Genomic DNA, 19,541 nt, shown 5'->3' with positions numbered 1-19,541 from the left:
GGCAGGACTTTGTTCGATGTTATTTGCATGGATAACCGATCCTAATGCCTGGCTGGCGCTCGGTACGCTGACGCTGCTGGAGATTGTACTTGGGATCGACAACATTATTTTTCTTTCTCTGGTGGTAGCAAAACTTCCTACGGCGCAACGAAACCACGCACGGCGGCTTGGGTTGGCGGCGGCGATGGTTATGCGCCTGGCGCTGCTGGCGTCAATCGCCTGGGTCACTCGGCTGACTAATCCGCTGTTTGAGCTTTTCGGCGAAGCGATTTCCGCCCGCGATCTCATTCTGTTACTGGGCGGGTTATTTTTAATCTGGAAAGCCAGCAAGGAGATCCATGAGTCCATCGAAGGCGAAGAAGAAGGGTTAAAAACCCGGGTTTCTTCTTTCCTGGGCGCAATAGTACAGATTATGCTGCTGGATATTATTTTCAGCCTTGATTCAGTTATCACAGCGGTTGGCCTCTCCGATCATCTGTTTATTATGATGGCGGCAGTCGTTATTGCCGTGGGCGTCATGATGTTTGCGGCACGGCCCATCGGCGAGTTTGTCGATCGTCATCCGTCGGTAAAAATGCTGGCGCTCTCCTTTCTGATCCTGGTTGGCTTTACCCTGATTCTGGAAAGTTTCGACGTTCACGTTCCGAAAGGGTATATCTATTTCGCCATGTTCTTCTCTATCGCAGTAGAGAGCCTGAACCTGTTGCGTAATAAAAAGAATCCGCTGTAATCCTGTCTCGCTCCCCCGCCGGGGAGCGAATACTCACTTTATTTCCTTTCTTCTCACAGATTAAGATTTTGCTGCTTCCGACATGCAGAGCTGCGCGTTATTACTAGACTATTATCAGACATATGATTAACAGACTATTATCAGATGCAGGCTATGTGAGGACAAACGGATGAAAAAGTGGGCAGTTGTAATTTCCGCAGTAGGGTTGGCTTTTGCGGTATCCGGATGCAGCAGCGATTATGTAATGGCGACGAAAGATGGTCGTATGATCCTGACCGATGGAAAACCACAAGTTGACGATGATACCGGTCTGGTCAGCTATACCGATGCACAGGGAAACGAGATGCAAATCAACCGTGACGAAGTGTCTCAAATCATCGAACGTTAAGCGGTGGCCTGTGATCGAGGTCAGCGTTCTGCAAGCCTTCAGGCTGCGTCCCGTAACGGTGCGTGGCGACCACGCCCGGTAACAATTACGCCGCGCAGCCTGCAATTTTACTTTCCCTTTTGCCTTCCCTCTGCCATTTTTATTGTCCTTTGTCGGGAATTTCTGACTTCATAATAAAAAGGAAACGGCTATGCACTATCACCGTATACCCCACAGCTCGCTCGAAGTAAGTACGCTAGGGCTGGGCACAATGACATTTGGTGAACAAAACAGCGAAGCCGACGCTCACGCACAGCTCGACTATGCCATCGCAAATGGCATTAACCTTATCGATGCCGCCGAGATGTATCCGGTACCGCCGCGCCCGGAAACACAAGGGCTGACGGAGTCCTATATCGGTAACTGGCTCGCCAAACGCGGCAACCGTGAAAAACTGATCATCGCCAGCAAAGTTAGCGGACCGGCACGTAATAATGATCAAGGCATCCGGCCTCATCAGGCGCTGGATCGTAAAAATATTCGCGAAGCGCTACACGACAGTTTGACCCGGTTGCAGACCGACTATCTGGATTTGTATCAGGTGCACTGGCCGCAGCGCCCCACTAACTGCTTCGGTAAACTCGGCTATAACTGGACGGACTCCACGCCAGTAGTAAGTCTGCTGGAGACGTTAGACGCGCTAAGTGAGTTTCAGCGAGCGGGTAAGATTCGTTATATTGGCGTTTCAAATGAGACAGCGTTTGGCGTTATGCGCTATCTGCACCTGGCGGAAAAACATGACCTGCCGCATATTGTCACGATCCAGAACCCCTATAGCCTGTTAAACCGCAGCTACGAGGTCGGACTGGCGGAAGTCAGCCAGTATGAAGGTGTTGAATTGCTCGCCTACTCCTGTCTGGCGTTTGGCACATTAACCGGTAAATACCTGAACGGGGCCAAACCCGCAGGCGCGCGGAATACCTTGTTCAGCCGCTTCACACGTTACAGCGGCGAACAGGCGCAAAAAGCCGTTGCCGCCTACGTCGATATCGCGAAGCGTCACAATCTTGATCCGGCGCAGATGGCGCTGGCCTTTGTTCGCCGCCAGCCGTTTGTCGCCAGTACGTTACTGGGCGCAACCACGATGGCGCAGCTCAAGACGAATGTGGAAAGTCTGCATCTGACGTTAAGCGAAGAGGTCCTGGCGGAGATTGAGGCGGCGCATCAGGTTTATACCTACCCGGCGCCGTGATAGTCAGTGCCCGGTGGCGCTACGCTTCCGGGCTTACAGAGACAATGTAAGCCGGATAACGCGCGCTCGCCGCCCGGCATATTCACTCAGTATGATGCCTGCCGGCGCTGCCAGATCCACAGCGCCGCGATCGCCAGCGCGAACAGCACGCCAAAGCCGATACCTATCGCCACTGCCGGAACGCCAACCAGCACCGCCAGCGAGTACAGTCCCAGCATTAATAGCATGGCGCTATTCTCGCCCAGATTTTGTACGGCAATGGCATTCCCGGCGCCAACGCTCTTCTTACCGCGCTCCTGGAGCAAAGCGTTGAGCGGCACCACAAAAAAGCCGCCCAGCATACCTATCAACAGCAACAAGGCATAAGCAGGCAGCAATGCGTGCTGTAATGAGAAGATCGCAACCACAACGCCAATCAAAATCCCGGCGGGCATACAGCGCGATACGGTCTCCAGCGTCACCAGTTTTGCCGCCGCGCCCGCGCCGACCACAATGCCTACCGCCACCATGGCGTTCAGGTAAGTCGGCGTGGCGTTATCCGTAATCCCCAGCGCCACCGGCACCCACAGCACCAGCAGAAAACGCAGCGTCACGCCTGCGCCCCAGAATAGCCCGGTCCCCACCAGCGAAAAACGCGTTTCACCGTTACGCCAAAGGACAACGCAAGCGCTGAAGAAGCTACGCGTCATCGCCGACAACCGCCAGGATTGTCCTGGACGCGCCGCCACAAGCTTCGGGATAAACAGGTTCGCCGCCACTGCGCCAGCGTAGGCCAACGCGCAGGCAACCAGCGCAGCGATGACATGCCAGTCGGCCAATACGCCGCCCGCGACGGAACCGAGCAAAATCGCCGCAATCGTAGAGGCTTCCATCAGGCCATTGGCTTTCACCAGCTTATCGCCCGTCGTCAGTTCGCCCAGAATACCGTATTTCGCCGGAGAATAAGCCGCCGCGCCAATCCCGACCAACGTATAACCGACAAAAGGATTCACGCCGAGGCAGATACCTGCCGCTCCCGCCAGTTTAAGACCATTGGCGACCATCATCACCCGGCCTTTGGCAAAGCTGTCCGCTATCTGGCCGACAAACGGCGCAAAAAGAATGTAAGCGCCCACAAACACCATTTGCAAAACAGGCTGGCTCCAGTCCGGATAAAACTGAGCTTTCAGCAGTGCCAGCGTCGCAAACAGCAGCGCATTATCGCCAAAAGCCGAGAGAAACTGCGCGACAATCACCGACAGCATCCCTTTCGACCAGATGGAGGTGTTAGTACGTACTGACTCACTCATGATGTTGTTCCGGCGCATCCACCCAACTTTTCAGCGTCACAAAATCGGGTTTCCCGCTGCCAAGCAAGGGAAGCTGTTTCAGATAACGGATATCACGCGGGACGGCAAGTTCCGGAATACCGTGTTCACGGGCATAGTGCTGTAATTTTTCTCGGGTGAGTTCGCTGTCAGTCGTAAACAATACCAGCGCTTCACCTTTGCTGGCATCGCTTTTAATGGCGGTAGCGTGCATTTTGTCCGCCGAAACGCCAAGCGCCAGTTGCTCGACCATCTCCAGCGAGACCATTTCGCCAGCAATTTTCGCAAAGCGTTTCGCGCGCCCCTGAATCTGCACAAAACCATTTTCATCGAAGCGTACAATATCGCCCGTGTCGTACCAGCCGCGCTCAGTTTCGCCTCTGGCGTTTTCCGCCGACGGCACCTCCAGCACGCCCGGTTTTTCCACGCGCAGATAGCCATTCATGATATTCGGCCCTTTCAGCTGTAGCCGACCGCCGTTTTCAATACCGGGCACCGCCAGCAGACGCGCGTCCATGCCAGGCAGAATGCGGCCAACAGTGCCAGGCTTAGCCGCCATCGGCACGTTAATCGAGACTACTGGCGCGCATTCCGTTACCCCGTAGCCCTCAAGAATGCGCAGACCGAATTTATCCTGCCACAGTTGTTTGGTGCTCTCCTGAAGTTTTTCCGCACCGGCCACCACATAGCGCAGGCGATAAAAATCATACGGATTGGCAAAGCGCGCATAGTTGCCGAGGAAGGTTGACGTACCAAACAACACGGTACAGTTACGGTCATAGACCAGTTCCGGCACAATGCGGTAGTGCAGCGGACTTGGATAAAGAAACACTTCCGCGCCGGTCAACAACGGCGTAAACAGGCCCACCGTCAAACCGAACGAGTGAAAGAGCGGCAGCGCCGACATAAAACGGTCATTGGCGGTGAAATCCGCAATCGTTTTTATCTGCTCGACGTTCGCCAGAATGCTTTTATGGCTGTGCACCACCCCTTTCGGGTGCCCTTCCGAGCCGGAAGTAAAAAGAATAATCGCCGCGTCTTCCGGCTGCTGTTTTACCTGCGCCAGTCGCGGCGCCAGGAGGTGGGCAAAAATCCACAGCTTGTCGGCGGGTGTGACGTCCGCTTTTAAATCTTCCAGGTAAACCCAGCGAACCTGCGTTAGCTGCTCCGGCAGGTGCCACAATTTACCTTTATCGAGGAACTGGCGGGAGGTAAAAATCGTTTTAATTTCCGCCGCAGTAATCGCGCTGGTCAGCCCTTTTACCCCCGCCGTATAGTTCATCATGGCCGGAATGCGGCGACGAGAAACCGCGCCGAAAATCACCGCCGCGCTGATGGCGGCATTCGGCAGCATTAAACCGATTCTCTCGCCCTCAACGCTGTACTTTTCCAGAATCCGGCCAACAAAAAGCGTCTTGGTCAGTAACTTACGATACGTATCCGGCGTAAAGTTAATGTCCTCAATACAGTTTTTACCCGCGCCGTAACGATATTGCGCCGCCAGCAACGATTCGTATAACGTCTCGCGCGGGCGCACCGCCATACGCGCTTCCATCATGATCTGGTGCAGCATCTCACCCGCTATCTTACGTCTGTCGCGCGCGCGCGGCGCTTCCGGCATCGGTATTTGCGTCGGCGGTAAAATATGAAGCTGAATGCGGGGGAATAAGCGCCGTTTAACCAGACCTTTCAGGCGGCTGAAAGGGGTAAGCTCCGCGCCGTCAATGCGGAGCGGAATGACGGTTGCGCCCGATTTTGCCGCCACAAAGCCTGCGCCGTCATAAATTTTCATCAGCGAACCGGTCACGGAAATCCGCCCTTCCGGGAAAATCACCACTGGGCGCCCCTGCTCCACCAGACGCACCAGGTGTTTAATGGACATGGGTTTAGTGGGATCGAGCGGCACAAAATCGATCAGCGGCGTTAACCAGCGCATATACCATTGCTGGCTGATGGAGGTATATACCGCAAAGACAGGCCGTACCGGCAAAAACAGCGCCAGTAGCATACCATCGATAAATGAAACGTGATTGGGGGTAATTAAGACCCGGTTCCCCTGTAGCGCCCGGACATCGCCAGTGACGCGCACACGATAAAGCACGCGAAACAGGTTACGGAAAAATCCAAACAGCATTTCAACTCCCTTTGGCCGACAATTCGCTAAAACATGAATTGTGGCAGATTACACGAGTTGCGTAACAGGAGCGATAGCAAAATAGGTTCGAAAAAAAACCTGCGCATCCGCGCAGGTTGGTGCAAGAGACAGGTACGAAGAGCGTACCGAATAATCTCACCAATCAATACCTCTGGGATCTTGATTGTGGGCTTCGCGCGTCTGCATCGCCAGTCCGAAAACGCAAAGGAATAAACGGAAATGCAACGAGTTGTGTAAATTATCCGTTACTGTTACAGGTTCAGGCGAAACAAAAAAAAACCTGCGCATCTCTACGCAGGTTGGTGTAATTCGTGTGATCAACAATGACGTTGATTCCACCTATCAATACCTCTGGGATCACCACTCTATCAACCTGACTCGCTGGCCTGCCAGCAGACAATCGCAACAGCGCTTCGCAAACTGTAACGAAAGATTTGTATTGTCACTTTACAGACGCATTTCTCCCGTGCAGGTCACATTTGCCCGACACGGCGGGGCAAGAGGCTTGAACAGAGGTTCATTTTCCGTAAAACTGGCGTAATGTAAGCGTTTACCCACTATAGGTATTATCATGGCGACCATAAAAGATGTAGCCCGACTGGCCGGTGTTTCAGTCGCCACCGTTTCTCGCGTTATTAACGATTCGCCAAAAGCCAGCGAAGCGTCCCGGCTGGCGGTGACCAGCGCAATGGAGTCACTGAGCTATCACCCTAACGCCAACGCGCGCGCGCTGGCACAACAGGCAACGGAAACCCTCGGTCTGGTGGTCGGCGACGTTTCCGATCCTTTTTTCGGCGCGATGGTGAAAGCCGTTGAACAGGTGGCGTATCACACCGGCAATTTTTTACTGATTGGCAACGGGTATCATAACGAACAAAAAGAGCGTCAGGCTATTGAACAGTTGATACGTCATCGTTGCGCAGCGTTAGTGGTGCACGCCAAAATGATTCCGGATGCGGACCTGGCCTCATTAATGAAGCAAATCCCCGGCATGGTGCTGATTAACCGCATTTTACCGGGGTTAGAACACCGCTGTGTCGCGCTGGATGACCGTTACGGGGCATGGCTGGCGACCCGACATCTGATCCAGCAAGGTCATACGCGTATTGGGTATATCTGTTCCAACCACACCATCTCTGATGCCGAAGATCGCCTGAGGGGCTATTACGATGCGCTGGCGGAAAGCCATATCCCGGCTAACGATCGGCTGGTGACGTTCGGCGAACCGGATGAAAGCGGCGGCGAGCAGGCGATGACTGAGTTATTAGGCCGCGGCAGAAATTTTACCGCGGTGGCCTGCTATAACGACTCGATGGCGGCCGGCGCGATGGGCGTATTAAATGATAATGGCGTGGGGGTGCCGGGCGAAGTATCGCTCATCGGTTTTGATGATGTACTGGTCTCACGCTATGTGCGTCCCCGACTGACCACCATTCGGTATCCGATTGTCACCATGGCGACACAGGCGGCGGAGCTGGCGTTAGCGCTGGCAGGGAAATGCCCTACGCCGGAAGTAACTCATGTATTTAGTCCGACACTGGTACGCCGACATTCGGTATCCACGCCGACGGATACCGGACACCTGTCGACAACCGATTAATCAGGGTAGCATGATGGCGACAATGCTGGATGTTTCCCGCCATGCGGGCGTATCAAAGGCCACCGTCTCACGAGTGCTGAATGGGACGGGGCAGGTAAAAGAAAGCACGCGCCAGAAAGTGTTTACGGCGATGCAGGCTCTGGACTATCGCCCCAACCTGCTGGCACGCTCGCTGGCGAATCGCACCAGCAACAGCATCGGTCTGGTCGTCTCTACGTTTGACGGCTTCTATTTCGGCAGTTTGTTGCGCCGGGCGTCGCGCCAGGCGGAGTCTCATAACAAGCAGTTGATCGTCACCGATGGTCACGATACGCCGGAACGAGAGCAGAAAGCCGTACAAATGTTGGCCGACAGACAGTGCGACGCTATTATTCTTTACACTCGCTATATGGATGAGCCAGCGATTTTGTCGTTGATTGACGCCACGGAAATGCCGCTGGTGATTATTAATCGCAACGTCACTCAAGCCCGCGATCGCGCTATTTTCTTCGAGCAGGAGACGGCGGCATTCCAGGCGGTGGAATATCTGATTACGCAGGGCCATCGCGATATCGCCTGTATTACGCTGCCTGTTCATACTCCCACCGGCACATCACGCGTAGCGGGTTATCGCAAGGCGCTGGAAAAATATGGCATCCCCTGGCAACCGGCAAAAGTGAAATACGGCGATTACACGCTGACGCGCGGCTATGACGCCTGCCGGGAATTACTGGAGGAAGGCGTCACGTTTAGCGCGCTATTCGCCTGTAATGATGACACGGCGCTGGGCGCGGCAAAAGCGCTGCGCCAGGCCGGATTACGCATCCCGCAGGATGTGTCGCTGTTTGGTTTTGACGATGCGCCGGGCGCAACCTGGCTTGAACCGGGGCTTTCAACAGTCTATTTACCCATCGAGGATATGATAGCCACCGCGATCGATCAGGCCGTTCGTCTGGCGAACAGCGAGCCGGTCGCCCCGATCCCACCCTTTACCGGCACGCTGATTCTGCGCGAGTCCGTCGCCGCGGGCCCGTTTTTTCAACGTCCGGCCTAATGATGCGCTTCAGAACATCTCCAGCGCTAACAGCTCCTCAATGGTCTGACGACGGCGGATCAGCCGCGCCTGTCCATTGTCAAACAGTACTTCCGGCAGGAGCGGGCGGCTGTTGTAATTCGATGACATAGACGCACCGTACGCGCCGGTATCGTGCAATACGAGGTAATCGCCGGGGATGACCGCAGGTAAGGCGCGTGTTTCAACCATTCCCCCTTCCTGCTGCGTAAAAACATCGCCTGATTCGCATAGCGGCCCGGCGACCACCGTCTCGACCCACGGGCCATTTTCAAGCGCGCGACCATCCGCCGCCAGCGCCGAAATACGGTGATAGCTACCGTACATCGCCGGGCGCATCAGATCGTTAAAACCCGCATCTACCAGCACGAAATGGCGGCTTCCCATCTGTTTTACGCTACGCACCTGCGTTACCAGCACGCCCGATTGCGCCACCAGATAACGTCCGGGTTCGATCTCAAGTTTGACCGCATGTCCCAGATGGCGGGCGATTTGCTCGCGCGCCGCGTTCCACAGGCCATAGTAATGGCGCGTATCAACGGGCTCTTCTCCCTCACGATAAGGTATCGAGAGTCCGCCGCCTGCCGAAATCGCCTCCACATCCTGACCACATTCCAGCACCTGGCGTACCATCGCGCCGCAAACCTGCTCCAGATGGCCGTAATCGACGCCGGAACCAATGTGCATATGGATACCGACAAGTTTCAGTCGGTATTTCTGCATTACCGCCAGCGCCGCCGGAAGATCGCTATGCCAGATGCCGTGTTTGCTGTTTTCGCCCCCGGTGTTGGTTTTCTGGCTGTGGCCGTGACCAAAGCCAGGATTCACGCGCAACCAGACGCGATGCCCAGGCGAAACCTGACCAAGCTGCGTCAGCATATCTACCGAGCCGGCATTGACCGGAATATGCAGTTCGCTGACGCGCGCCAGCGTGGCGGCGTCAATCACATCGGCGGTAAAAACGATATCATCAGGGCACGTTTGCGGATCGTAGCCCGCCGCCAGCGCACGTTCGATCTCTCCCAATGAAACAGAATCCACCTTGACACCCTGCGCGCGCATTAAGCGCAGGATATGAATGTTCGAACAGGCTTTTTGCGCAAAACGCACGACGTCAAACTGCTGCAGGGCGGCTATCTGACGGCGAATAATGTGCGCGTCATAGACCCAGACCGGACAGCCGAATTCAGCAGGCAATCTGAGCAAATTTTCAGCGTTAAGGTCAGTTTCAGCGTGATAATGCGGCAATGACATAACAAACTCCGGAACAGGCTTTTTAACGATTACGCCATACCTTAGAAAGAATAAAAAATATCGTTTTATTGTCAGTCTATGCAAAAATGATATGGGATAAATGATTCAGGGAAACGTATGGCTGCCGTTAATTTACGTCACATTGAAATTTTTCACGCCGTAATGACCGCCGGAAATCTCACCGAAGCGGCGCGGCTGCTGCATACCTCGCAGCCTACCGTCAGTCGCGAGCTGGCGCGTTTTGAGAAAGTACTGGGATTAACGCTGTTTGAGCGCACACGCGGGCGCTTACATCCAACGGTGCAAGGGCTACGCCTATTCGAAGAGGTACAACGCTCCTGGTATGGGTTGGATCGCATCGTCAGCGCGGCGGAAAGTCTGCGCGAGTTCCGTCAGGGCGAACTCTCTATCGCCTGCCTGCCGGTCTTTTCACAATCCTTTTTGCCGCCGCTACTACCGCCTTTTCTGGCGCGTTATCCGGATGTCAGCCTGAATATTGTGCCGCAGGAGTCGCCGTTGCTGGAAGAGTGGCTCTCCGCTCAGCGCCACGATTTAGGGCTGACGGAGACGCTTCATGCCCCGGCAGGAACAACCCGTACCGAGTTACTAACGCTAAATGAAGTGTGCGTACTGCCCTGCGACCATCCGCTTGCCGCCAAAACGGTACTGACGCCAGACGATTTTCAGGGGGAAAACTTTATCAGCCTCTCCCGCCTGGACAGCTATCGACAGTTGTTGGATACGTTATTTGCCGAACATCAGGTGAAGCGCAGAATGGTGGTGGAAACGCATAGCGCGGCCTCCGTCTGCGCGATGGTGCGCGCCGGGGCGGGCGTTTCGATCGTTAACCCGCTGACCGCGCTGGACTATGCCGCCAGCGGCGTCACCGTTCGCCGCTTCAGCATTGACGTGCCCTTTACCGTCAGCCTGATTCGCCCGCTACACCGCCCCGCCTCCGCGCTGGTTGACGCCTTCAGTAAGCATTTACAAACGCATCTTTCGCGCCTGGTCGAACCGCTGGAGGTTATTCTGGGGCCGATGACGAAAGCATAAAGCTCACGGCATCTGCGGCATGAATTGCCGTGGTATCGAAAACCGGTAGCGCGCTTTGCGTCTGGGGAACAAGCAAACCTATTTCAGTGCAGCCAAAAATAACGCCCTGCGCGCCTTGCGCAGCCAGTTGTTCGATAACCTGTAAATAATAGTGGCGCGACGCGTCAGTGAATGTCCCTTGGCAGAGCTCGTCAAAAATGACCTGATTGATACGCGCCCGATCGTCCGCCTCCGGCACGATGGTCTCAATCGCAAATTGCTGTTCCAGCCGCCCGCGATAAAAATCTTGCTCCATCGTATAGCGGGTCCCTAATAGCGCCACGCGATGCAACCCCTGACGGGCGATGGCTCGCCCGGTAGCATCCGCGATGTGTAGGAAAGGCAGAGAACAACGAGATTCAATAATGTGCGCGATTTTATGCATGGTGTTGGTACACAGCACAATGCCTTCTGCGCCCGCCTGCTGTAACCCCTGCGCGGCCTGCGCCAGGATATCGCCCGCTTTATCCCACTCGCCGCGGCGTTGACATACTTCAATATCGTGGAAATCTACGCTATGCAGCAGTAAGCTCGCCGAGTGCAGGCCTCCCAGCTGCTGTTTAATGCCTTCATTGATTAAACGGTAATAAGGGATAGTCGATTCCCAGCTCATACCACCCAACAGTCCGATCGTTTTCACTGCGCTCTCCTTTTTGTAAAGCATTATGGCAGTGAAGCAAACTTACACATCCGTTTCCAGTCTATTTTTCATCATGCCGGATAACAGGCGTTATCCGGCATGGGAGGGGGGATTACATGCCAATATTTCTTAGCTTCTCGCCCGCCATTAGCTTGCGTTCGATATGCTCCAGGGTGACATTTTTGGTTTCCGGAATCAGCCAGAAGGTGATGCCGATAAAAGCGATATTCAGCGCGGTGTAAAGCCAGAATGTACCTGCCGCGCCAATGCTGTCCAACAGTGTCAGGAATGTCGCGCCGATGATCATGTTCGATACCCAGTTTGTCGTGGTTGAACAGGTAATGCCAAAATCACGACATTTCAGCGGCTGGATTTCCGAACACAGTATCCACACCACCGGAGCGGCGCTCATCGCGTAACCGGCGATACACATCATCGTCATCCCAACGGAAAGCCAGGAGAGACCGCTTGATGCCGTACCGTTATCAAACTGCATCAGGCAGTAGCCCAACACCAATGTCCCTAACGCCATTACGCTGAAACCGATTTTTAACGCCGGTTTACGCCCGGCCTTATCGACCGTAAAGACGGCGATAAACGTCGCGAACATAAAGGTCAGTCCGACCACCAGCGTGGCGATCATTTGCTGTTCCGTGGTGGTAAAGCCGGCCATTTTAAAAATGCGCGGCGCATAGTACATAATGATGTTCATGCCGGTGAACTGCTGCATTGCCTGTAGCAACATACCGAGGAACACGGCGCGGCGAACATTGCGGTTAGCTTTAAATAATGCCCACCCGCCCTGCTTGAGTTTGAGGCTTTCCCGAATCTCATTCAGTTCATCACGGGCTTTTTCCGAGGTATCGCGCAGCATACGCAGCACCTCTTCCGCTTCAATATGGCGACCTTTTTGCGCCAGCCAACGCGGACTATTCGGCAGGAATACCACCAGAATAATGAGCAACACCGCAGGCAGCGCCAGTACGCCCAACATCGCGCGCCAGTTGCCGCTGTAGCTGAATGCCGTATCGGATAAAAAAGCCAGCACAATGCCTAACGTCACCATCAGTTGATACATACTGATCATTTTACCGCGAACATTTTCACTTGCCATTTCAGAGAGATAAAGCGGCGCGGTATAGGAGGCAATCCCTACTGCTACGCCCAGTATCACGCGGGCGCCAATCAATACTTCCACGCTGGAAGCAAACGCCGACCCCAGCGAGCCGAGCACAAACAAAATCGCGCCAGCCATCAGGCTATACTTACGCCCCAGCCGGAATGAAAGCCAGCCGTTAAATAATGCGCCAATTGCCGCGCCAAGCATCATACTGCTGACGACCCATTCCTGCAGCCGGCTGGTCAGTACGAAATGGTCGGTAATAAAAGGCAGCGCCCCGGCGATAACGCCGATATCCAGACCAAATAACAGTCCCGCTACCGCTGCAGAAACCGAAACAAACATATTCATACGTCGTGTGTCGCGAAGCGAACGCGGCGTTAAAGCAGAGTCATGATTAATAGAGACCATATTTTCCTGCCACAACAGAGTAAGACATAGCCTGAAAGTACGGGATACTCTTCCTCAAGTGTCAGGCTGGAAACGGCATAAATATGGATTAAATGGCTACGCTATAGCGATATGTGATGGATATTACACTTTTTAAATTTAACGCCGTTGCCGGCTATTTTTTCAAACCATCAATATTTCAATAAGTTAAAGCATTGATCATAGCTATTATTTAACAATATATGGATTAAGTTAAACCCACAATATGGACTATGCTAATGAGATCATAAAAAAACCCTGTACGAGGACAGGGCTTTATCAGTTTTTTCGGCCAAAGAGTCGACTTTCCCAGAAACGCATTTGTCAGTAGCGGATTAACGCGCCAGCCAACCGCCATCTACCGCTATGGTATAGCCGTTAATATAATCAGCGGCGCTGGATGCCAGGAAGACTACCGGGCCCATTAAATCGCCCGGTAGCCCCCAACGTCCAGCCGGAATACGGTCGAGAATTTCGGCGCTACGTTGTGCATCAGCGCGCAATTGCTGGGTATTATTCGTGGACATATAGCCCGGCGCGATGGCGTTTACATTGATATTGTGTTTCGCCCACTCGTTCGCCATCAGACGCGTTATTCCCATTACGCCGCTTTTCGACGCGGTATAAGACGGAACGCGAATGCCGCCCTGGAAGGAAAGCATAGACGCGATATTAATAATTTTGCCGCCGTTGCCCTGGGCAATAAAATGTTTTGCCGCCGCCTGAGACATAAAGAACACGCTCTTGATGTTCAGGTTCATGACGTCATCCCAGTCTTTTTCCGTGAAATCAATCGCATCTTCACGACGGATTAAACCCGCGTTATTCACCAGAATATCAATATGACCGTATTCCGTCACCGCCCGTTCCAGTAGCGCCGGAATGCCATCGATTTGACGCAGATCGGCTGTCAGGCTTAAAAAACGACGTCCCAGAGCGGTGACGCGCGCAATAGTTTCCGTCGGTTCAACAATGTTAATACCGACAATGTCACAGCCCGCTTCCGCCAGCCCTAACGCCATCCCCTGCCCCAATCCGGTATCGCACCCCGTCACAACCGCGACTTTACCTTCAAGAGAAAATGCATTCAAAATCATTGTTAATCCTTATTTTTGTCATGCCTGTCACGCACAGGCGTTATCACCGGTCGCGACTAGCGCAGATCTTGTACCGCAACGTGATCCATGTCATCGAAGACCTGATTTTCTCCCACCATGCCCCAAATAAACGTATAGGCTTTGGTGCCAACGCCGGAATGTATTGACCAGCTTGGGGAAATAACCGCCTGTTCATTACGCATCACAATATGACGGGTTTCCTGAGGCTGCCCCATCATATGGAAAACGCAACTGTCTTCTTCCATATTGAAATAGAGGTACACTTCCATACGGCGCTCATGGGTATGGCATGGCATGGTGTTCCATAGATTGCCGGGCGCCAGTTCGGTGAGTCCCATACTGAGCTGACAGGTTTCCAGTACATCCGGTACGAAGTATTTATTGATGGTGCGACGGTTACTGGTGAGGTTATCGCCTAAGGTGACGGGCGCAACGTCGGCAGGCGACACTTTTTTCGTCGGATAAGCGGTATGCGCTGGCGCGCAGTTGTAATAAAACTTCGCCGGTCTGCTCGCCTCATTGCTGACGAAGACCAGCTCTTTCGCCCCTTTACCAATATACAGAGCATCACGATGACCAATGTCATGGCGCTGCCCGTCAACGATAATGGCGCCCGCGCCGCCAATATTAATGACGCCCAGCTCGCGGCGGTCCAGTAACCGGGAAACGCCAAGCTGTTTACCCACCTCTCCGCCGATTTCAACGGGATGGCTGACGGGCATAATGCCGCCGACAATAATACGGTCGATATGGCTGTAGACCATCGTATATTCATCAGCGACAAAAATATTTTCTATTAAAAACTCGCGTCGCAGCGCCTGGGTGTCCAGCGTTTTAGCGTGCTCGCTATGGATGCTTTGCCTTACGTCCACTTTTCCCTCCAATGATAAATCGATCGCAATGGCATAAAATCAAAACACTGTTTTGATTTATTTAACGGCATCATAGTCGCCTGGATGAAGGTTTTCAACAATAAATAAAACAACGTTTCATTTATATGGTTGGTTATTTTTAAAACTGCTGTAGCGATCACGAACGGCGCTAAAACTTATACACTTGTATGATTTTCAGACATGTGCGCCAGGTGCTGTATGCGGTTACTCAGATAAAAATTGAAGCTTGTTTTAGAACGAGGTCTGATGTGCGAATTGAATTAAAAGCGGTATGCGTCTGCAATGCCCGACGCGGCAAGACGTTCTGCGCTATAACGAAAAAGGGGGGTCTGTCACTGGCTTTGCCCTCGTGATAGAGGGCTTTTTATGACGGAATACTGAAGCAGGAAAAGGGTGGCTGGCGTAGGATCAATCGCGTTCAATGGTTAAAGCAACGCCCTGACCGCCACCGATACACAGCGTCGCCAGGCCTTTTCGCGCGTCGCGTTTAACCATTTCGTGCACCAGTGAAACCAGAATTCGACAGCCGGAAGCGCCAATGGGATGCCCCAGCGCAATCGCGCCGCCATTAACGTTTACCCGTCGCTCATCCCATTCCAGCATTTTTCCTACCGACAACGCCTGGGCGGCAAACGCTTCGTTGGCTTCGATAAGGTCGACCTCCGTCAGTTGCCAGCCGGCACGCTCCAGACAGCGCCGGGTAGCATATACCGGCGCAATCCCCATTAGCGCAGGATCGACGCCGACGCTGGCAAACGCGCGGATGCGCGCCAGCACCGGCAGCCCCAGCGCCTGGGCTTTCGCCTCGCTCATCATCATCACCGCGGCGGCGCCATCGTTGATTGAGGAGGCATTACCCGCCGTCACCGAACCTAAACTATCAAACGCCGGATGCAGCAGGGCTAACCCCTCCGCACTGGTGTCGGCCCGCGGTTGTTCATCCGTATCGACAATTGCGGTCTGCCCATTACGTTGCGTGACGATGGGGACAATCTCATCTTTAAAACGTCCGGTATCAATCGCGGCCCTGGCTTTTTGTTGCGAACTGAGCGCATAAGCATCCTGTAACTCGCGGCTGATGCCATATTCCCGCGCCAGGTTTTCTGCCGTCACGCCAATGTGATAATCGTTGAAGGCATCCCATAAGCCATCATGTACCAGACTATCCACCAGATTGTCGGCATCAGGCAACGCGCCGCTACGGCTGTCATTGAGGACATGCGGCGCACGGCTCATATTCTCCTGCCCGCCCGCAATAACAATGTCCGCTTCGCCGCACTGAATAGCCTGCGTCGCCAGGTGCAACGCTTTTAAACCGGAACCACAAACGTCATTAATGGTAATGGCGGAAACGGTAGTCGGCAGCCCTCCTTTGATGGCTGACTGGCGCGCCGGATTCTGCCCGGCACCAGCCGTCAGCACCTGACCGAGGATGACCTCATCGATAGCGTTAGCGTCCACGCCGGTGCGCTCAATTAACGCTTTTACGACCATGCTCCCCAGCTCGACGGCGGAATGACGGGCCAGCGTTCCCTGAAAACAGCCGATGGGTGTCCGTAAAGCCCCCACTATCACAACCTCTTTCATTACCACCTCAGCGCAAAATGACACCGCCATAGTAGAGCATTGTTAAAATTAGTTATCTTGATTGTTTAAAAAAAGTGAGTTTTATCACAAAGGAAATGACGCTGATTTGACGGTGACGCAGCTTATTTCTGCTGCAAATGGTAGCGAAGCCAGTTCCCCGCCGTTCCGGGCGGCGTTTTCTTGTTCCACAGCAAATCAATAGCAATCGCCCTCGGCCAGCCAGGAACATCCAGCTGCGCCAGCGGTTTTTCCGCCGCAAACTCTTCCACCAGCGCGCAGGGCAATACGCACCAGCCAAATCCCTGAACCGCCATGCTCAACAGTAATAAATAGTTTGGCGCTGACCAGGCCGGGCCGCGCGTAATGTTGGCATTAGAGTCAAGGTAGGTATTCAGACGCAGCTCGCGCCAGGTATGCAGTTGCTCCCATTGCAGGTTCGTCTGCGACGCCAACGGATGCGTGGTCGCCACATAAACGCCCATCCAGCTTTGAACAGGCAGACGCGTCGCGCCAATGTCTGTGGGATAGTCATCACGCGCTTCAATCAGGCCTATCTGGGCGCGCCCTTTTTGCAGCAGGTCGATGACATCATCATTTTCTCCGATCAAGCATTCAAACTCGGTATGCGGAAATTGACGATCAAACTGCGCCATTAACTCTTCCAGACTGTCAGGGTGCAGGGTATCAGAGAGGACGAACGTGAGTCTTGCCTCCGTCTCGCCGGATAACGTCAGCGCCACCTCATCCAGACGATCGCTCGCCGATAAAATAGCCTGAACATAGCTAAGCACCCGTTTTCCTTCTTCGGTCAGAACGGGCTGGCGCGATGATCGATCAAATAATGAGAATCCCAGATCCGCCTCCAGATGCGCAATGGCGGTACTAATGGTGGACTGGCTTTTACGCAGGCGGCGCGCCGCCGCAGAAAACGAACCGCAAGAGACGGTCTCAACAAATGCCATTAACGCTTCAGGTGAGTAACGCATAACCTATCTACTTTATCGATGGATGTTATCTTTTAGGTATCACATTAAACGATAAAATAGCGGAAATTTCTTTAGCTTGATTAAGAGTAAGGTTTTTTCGTTTATGCAACATGACGCCATACAACGTCGCTCGCTGCCGGAGCGTATTTTCCATGCTGTCTGTTTTGAAGGTATTGCAACTGCGATACTGGCGCCAACGACCGCCTGGCTAATGCAGCGCTCGGTGCTGGAGATGGGCGGCCTGACGATATTGCTGGCAACGACGGCCATGATCTGGAATATCATTTATAACGCTCTGTTTGATCGACTGTGGCCTGCGCATCAGGTGAGACGAACCGCCAAAGTGCGCGCACTCCATGCGTTAGGATTTGAAAGTGGGTTTATTGTCATTGGCGTGAGTATTGTCGCCTGGGTACTGAATGTCAGCCTGCTACAAGCATTCACCCTGGAAATTGGTTTCTTCCTGTTCTTTTTGCCGTACACGATGCTGTACAACTGGGCATACGATGTTTTACGCCAGCGAATAGTGACCCGCCGCCAACAGCGCGTTAGTGCATGATATTGCTATTTTTTGCCGGGATCGCAACGCTCCCGGCCCTCCTCCTCCACGACATCCATCTGCTTAAAACGCCCCCAACTGACGCTATTTATGGTAAATTGCGCTTCTTTTTGTGTGTTTTATAGTTGATAAATTCAAATAATGTCTAAAATTTGGTCAAAAGATGAGACTCTCTGGAGTTTTGCATTATACGGAACGGCTGTAGGCGCAGGCACTCTTTTCCTTCCCATCCAGTTGGGATCGGCAGGCGCAATCGTGCTATTTATTACCGCGCTGGTCGCCTGGCCTCTGACATACTGGCCGCATAAGGCGCTGTGTCAGTTTATTCTTTCCTCAAAGACTTCTGCCGGTGAGGGAATTACTGGCGCCGTTACTCATTATTACGGCAAGAAAATCGGCAGTATTATTACCACGCTTTATTTCATTGCGTTTTTTGTCGTGGTATTAATTTATGCTGTGGCGATTACCAATTCCCTGACAGAGCAATTAGCGAAGCATATTCAGATAGATATTCGCATCCGGATGGCAGTTAGCTTCGGCGTAGTACTTATCCTGAATATGATTTTCTTAATGGGAAGACATGCCACTCTTCGCGTAATGGGCTTTTTAGTCTTTCCACTTATCGCTTACTTCTTGTTCCTTTCGCTCTACTTAACCGGAAGCTGGCAACCTTCGTTACTGACCGGGCAGATGTCTTTGGATAGTCACACGTTGCACCAGGTATGGATTTCTATTCCGGTGATGGTTTTTGCTTTTAGCCATACGCCCATTATTTCGACGTTTGCCATCGACAGACGGGAAAATTTTGGCGATCAGGCCATGGATAAATGCAAAAAGATCATGAAGGTCGCCTATCTGATTATCTGCCTGAGCGTGCTGTTCTTTGTCTTTAGCTGCCTGCTCTCCATTCCGCCGTCATACATTGAAGACGCGCGCAACGAAGGCGTTACCATCCTTTCCGCGCTCTCGATGATGCCCAATGCGCCGGCCTGGCTCTCTATTTCCGGTATTATCGTTGCCGTCGTGGCCATGTCGAAATCTTTCCTCGGCACCTATTTCGGCGTCATTGAGGGCGCAACCGAAATGGTAAGAACCACCCTACAGCAGGTTGGCGTGAAAAAAAGCCGGGCGTTCAATCGCGCGCTGTCTATCATGCTGGTTTCCGGGATTACGTTTATTATTTGCTGTATTAACCCGAATGCCATCTCTATGATTTATGCCATTAGCGGCCCGCTCATTGCGATGATTCTGTTTATTATGCCCACGTTGTCAACGTACCTGATACCGGCATTGAAACCCTACCGTTCAATAGGTAATTTCATTACGTTGGTCGTCGGTTTACTTTGCGTATCGGTAATGTTTTTCGGCTAAAGTAAAAGATAGCCGGGATATAACTCCCGG

At 53.2% G+C, this 19,541-nt stretch carries 17 protein-coding genes; 8 read left to right on the top strand and 9 right to left on the bottom strand.

The features are described from left to right. Window positions 1-16 precede the first annotated feature (16 nt). The 3 genes from NBA72_RS04045 to NBA72_RS04035 all read left to right on the top strand — a co-directional run bounded on the left by NBA72_RS04045 (window position 17) and on the right by NBA72_RS04035 (window position 2,349). Entirely contained in the window at window positions 17-730 is a 714-nt protein-coding gene (locus NBA72_RS04045; RefSeq protein WP_000895635.1) for a TerC family protein, read from the top strand. 169 nt (window positions 731-899) lie between these two features. Next, entirely contained in the window at window positions 900-1,118 is a 219-nt protein-coding gene (locus tag NBA72_RS04040) for a YgdI/YgdR family lipoprotein (RefSeq protein ID WP_000758662.1), read from the top strand. A 190-nt stretch (window positions 1,119-1,308) separates the two neighbouring features. After that, on the top strand, window positions 1,309-2,349 hold the full coding sequence (locus tag NBA72_RS04035) for an NADP(H)-dependent aldo-keto reductase (protein ID WP_272695786.1): 1,041 nt from the start codon (window positions 1,309-1,311) through the stop codon (window positions 2,347-2,349). A gap of 86 nt (window positions 2,350-2,435) precedes the next feature. On the opposite strand, the gene lplT is transcribed toward NBA72_RS04035, so the two are convergent. Together lplT and aas are read right to left on the bottom strand one after the other, a co-directional pair. Further along, window positions 2,436-3,638 (bottom strand): lysophospholipid transporter LplT, encoded by a 1,203-nt coding sequence (lplT, locus tag NBA72_RS04030; RefSeq protein WP_000004686.1) that lies wholly within the window; start codon window positions 3,636-3,638, stop codon window positions 2,436-2,438. Beyond that, on the bottom strand, window positions 3,631-5,790 hold the full coding sequence (gene aas, locus NBA72_RS04025) for a bifunctional acyl-ACP--phospholipid O-acyltransferase/long-chain-fatty-acid--ACP ligase (protein WP_042948824.1): 2,160 nt from the start codon (window positions 5,788-5,790) through the stop codon (window positions 3,631-3,633). The genes lplT and aas overlap by 8 nt, the downstream gene beginning before the upstream one ends. A 592-nt stretch (window positions 5,791-6,382) precedes the next feature. On the opposite strand from aas, the gene galR reads away from it, so the two are divergent. Together galR and NBA72_RS04015 are read left to right on the top strand one after the other, a co-directional pair. Next, window positions 6,383-7,411 (top strand): HTH-type transcriptional regulator GalR, encoded by a 1,029-nt coding sequence (galR, locus tag NBA72_RS04020; RefSeq protein WP_000201030.1) that lies wholly within the window; start codon window positions 6,383-6,385, stop codon window positions 7,409-7,411. 10 nt (window positions 7,412-7,421) lie between these two features. Continuing rightward, window positions 7,422-8,444, top strand: a complete 1,023-nt coding sequence (locus tag NBA72_RS04015; RefSeq protein ID WP_000968350.1) for a LacI family DNA-binding transcriptional regulator — start codon at window positions 7,422-7,424, stop codon at window positions 8,442-8,444. 9 nt (window positions 8,445-8,453) lie between these two features. Here the strand turns inward: NBA72_RS04015 and lysA are convergent, their stop codons facing one another. Then, the gene (gene lysA, locus NBA72_RS04010; protein ID WP_042948819.1) at window positions 8,454-9,716 is read right to left on the bottom strand and encodes a diaminopimelate decarboxylase; all 1,263 of its coding nucleotides are present in this window, start codon (window positions 9,714-9,716) and stop codon (window positions 8,454-8,456) included. Between the two features lie 117 nt (window positions 9,717-9,833). On the opposite strand from lysA, the gene NBA72_RS04005 reads away from it, so the two are divergent. Beyond that, the gene (locus NBA72_RS04005) at window positions 9,834-10,769 is read left to right on the top strand and encodes a LysR family transcriptional regulator (protein ID WP_000741798.1); all 936 of its coding nucleotides are present in this window, start codon (window positions 9,834-9,836) and stop codon (window positions 10,767-10,769) included. On the opposite strand, the gene NBA72_RS04000 is transcribed toward NBA72_RS04005, so the two are convergent. The 6 genes from NBA72_RS04000 to NBA72_RS03975 all read right to left on the bottom strand — a co-directional run bounded on the left by NBA72_RS04000 (window position 10,741) and on the right by NBA72_RS03975 (window position 17,581). Next, entirely contained in the window at window positions 10,741-11,448 is a 708-nt protein-coding gene (locus tag NBA72_RS04000) for an aspartate/glutamate racemase (protein ID WP_000848629.1), read from the bottom strand. The genes NBA72_RS04005 and NBA72_RS04000 overlap by 29 nt on opposite strands. Before the next feature lie 112 nt (window positions 11,449-11,560). Continuing rightward, the gene (araE, locus tag NBA72_RS03995) at window positions 11,561-12,979 is read right to left on the bottom strand and encodes an arabinose-proton symporter AraE (protein WP_042948816.1); all 1,419 of its coding nucleotides are present in this window, start codon (window positions 12,977-12,979) and stop codon (window positions 11,561-11,563) included. A 353-nt stretch (window positions 12,980-13,332) separates the two neighbouring features. Then, window positions 13,333-14,094: a 2-dehydro-3-deoxy-D-gluconate 5-dehydrogenase KduD gene (gene kduD / locus NBA72_RS03990; RefSeq protein WP_000602496.1), complete on the bottom strand. Its 762-nt coding sequence runs from the start codon at window positions 14,092-14,094 to the stop codon at window positions 13,333-13,335. Between the two features lie 56 nt (window positions 14,095-14,150). Then, a complete protein-coding gene (gene kduI, locus NBA72_RS03985) occupies window positions 14,151-14,987 on the bottom strand; it encodes a 5-dehydro-4-deoxy-D-glucuronate isomerase (RefSeq protein WP_000383270.1) in 837 nt (278 codons plus the stop codon). 429 nt (window positions 14,988-15,416) lie between these two features. Continuing rightward, window positions 15,417-16,595 (bottom strand): acetyl-CoA C-acetyltransferase, encoded by a 1,179-nt coding sequence (locus tag NBA72_RS03980; protein ID WP_020899182.1) that lies wholly within the window; start codon window positions 16,593-16,595, stop codon window positions 15,417-15,419. Window positions 16,596-16,717: 122 nt separating this feature from the next. Further along, window positions 16,718-17,581 (bottom strand): LysR family transcriptional regulator, encoded by an 864-nt coding sequence (locus NBA72_RS03975; protein WP_001270769.1) that lies wholly within the window; start codon window positions 17,579-17,581, stop codon window positions 16,718-16,720. Window positions 17,582-17,684: 103 nt separating this feature from the next. On the opposite strand from NBA72_RS03975, the gene NBA72_RS03970 reads away from it, so the two are divergent. Then, entirely contained in the window at window positions 17,685-18,140 is a 456-nt protein-coding gene (locus NBA72_RS03970; protein WP_001519547.1) for a multidrug/biocide efflux PACE transporter, read from the top strand. Between the two features lie 141 nt (window positions 18,141-18,281). Beyond that, entirely contained in the window at window positions 18,282-19,511 is a 1,230-nt protein-coding gene (locus tag NBA72_RS03965) for an amino acid permease (protein ID WP_000036836.1), read from the top strand. Window positions 19,512-19,541: the final 30 nt, after the last annotated feature.

Origin of the sequence: Salmonella sp. NW1250 (genome assembly GCF_051812965.1) — a bacterium.
GTDB classification, from domain to species: Bacteria; Pseudomonadota; Gammaproteobacteria; order Enterobacterales; family Enterobacteriaceae; genus Salmonella; species Salmonella enterica.
This window is presented reverse-complemented; position numbering and strand designations above follow the sequence as displayed.

Coding starts and splice junctions, on each gene's coding strand:
- NBA72_RS03975 (WP_001270769.1), bottom strand. CDS start 17,581: ATGCGTTACTCACCTGAAGCGTTAATGGCATTTGTTGAGACCGTCTCT.
- galR (WP_000201030.1), top strand. CDS start 6,383: ATGGCGACCATAAAAGATGTAGCCCGACTGGCCGGTGTTTCAGTCGCC.
- araE (WP_042948816.1), bottom strand. CDS start 12,979: ATGGTCTCTATTAATCATGACTCTGCTTTAACGCCGCGTTCGCTTCGC.
- NBA72_RS03980 (WP_020899182.1), bottom strand. CDS start 16,595: ATGAAAGAGGTTGTGATAGTGGGGGCTTTACGGACACCCATCGGCTGT.
- NBA72_RS04045 (WP_000895635.1), top strand. CDS start 17: ATGTTATTTGCATGGATAACCGATCCTAATGCCTGGCTGGCGCTCGGT.
- lplT (WP_000004686.1), bottom strand. CDS start 3,638: ATGAGTGAGTCAGTACGTACTAACACCTCCATCTGGTCGAAAGGGATG.
- NBA72_RS04040 (WP_000758662.1), top strand. CDS start 900: ATGAAAAAGTGGGCAGTTGTAATTTCCGCAGTAGGGTTGGCTTTTGCG.
- kduD (WP_000602496.1), bottom strand. CDS start 14,094: ATGATTTTGAATGCATTTTCTCTTGAAGGTAAAGTCGCGGTTGTGACG.
- NBA72_RS04015 (WP_000968350.1), top strand. CDS start 7,422: ATGATGGCGACAATGCTGGATGTTTCCCGCCATGCGGGCGTATCAAAG.
- NBA72_RS03965 (WP_000036836.1), top strand. CDS start 18,282: ATGTCTAAAATTTGGTCAAAAGATGAGACTCTCTGGAGTTTTGCATTA.
- NBA72_RS04035 (WP_272695786.1), top strand. CDS start 1,309: ATGCACTATCACCGTATACCCCACAGCTCGCTCGAAGTAAGTACGCTA.
- lysA (WP_042948819.1), bottom strand. CDS start 9,716: ATGTCATTGCCGCATTATCACGCTGAAACTGACCTTAACGCTGAAAAT.
- aas (WP_042948824.1), bottom strand. CDS start 5,790: ATGCTGTTTGGATTTTTCCGTAACCTGTTTCGCGTGCTTTATCGTGTG.
- NBA72_RS04005 (WP_000741798.1), top strand. CDS start 9,834: ATGGCTGCCGTTAATTTACGTCACATTGAAATTTTTCACGCCGTAATG.
- NBA72_RS03970 (WP_001519547.1), top strand. CDS start 17,685: ATGCAACATGACGCCATACAACGTCGCTCGCTGCCGGAGCGTATTTTC.